The following is a 555-nucleotide window of genomic DNA, read 5'->3' on the forward strand; positions in this document are numbered from 1 at the left end:
CGATATGCCTTGGGTAGCTGTAAGTAAGCGATGATCCAGGGATTTCCGAATGGGGGAACCCAACAGGTACTACCTGTTACCCGCATCTGTTAAGGATGTGAGGAGGAAGACGCAGTGAACTGAAACATCTAAGTAGCTGCAGGAAGAGAAAGCAAAAGCGATTGCCTTAGTAGCGGCGAGCGAAACGGCAGGAGGGCAAACCGAAGAGTTTACTCTTCGGGGTTGTAGGACTGCAATGTGGACTCAAAGATTATAGAAGAATGATTTGGGAAGATCAGCCAAAGAGAGTAATAGCCTCGTATTTAAAATAGTCTTTGTACCTAGCAGTATCCTGAGTACGGCGGGACACGTGAAATCCCGTCGGAATCTGGGAGGACCATCTCCCAACCCTAAATACTCCCTAGTGACCGATAGTGAACCAGTACCGTGAGGGAAAGGTGAAAAGCACCCCGGGAGGGGAGTGAAATAGAACCTGAAACCGTGTGCCTACAACAAGTTCGAGCCCGTTAATGGGTGAGAGCGTGCCTTTTGTAGAATGAACCGGCGAGTTACGAT

General features: G+C 49.0%; 1 rRNA gene. It reads left to right on the forward strand.

Going from position 1 to position 555, the window contains the following annotated elements:
• Positions 1 to 555 (forward strand): 23S ribosomal RNA (locus HMPREF3057_RS03210); the annotation flags it as partial.

Source organism: Streptococcus sp. HMSC072D05, from assembly GCF_001815805.1.
GTDB lineage: Bacteria > Bacillota > Bacilli > Lactobacillales > Streptococcaceae > Streptococcus.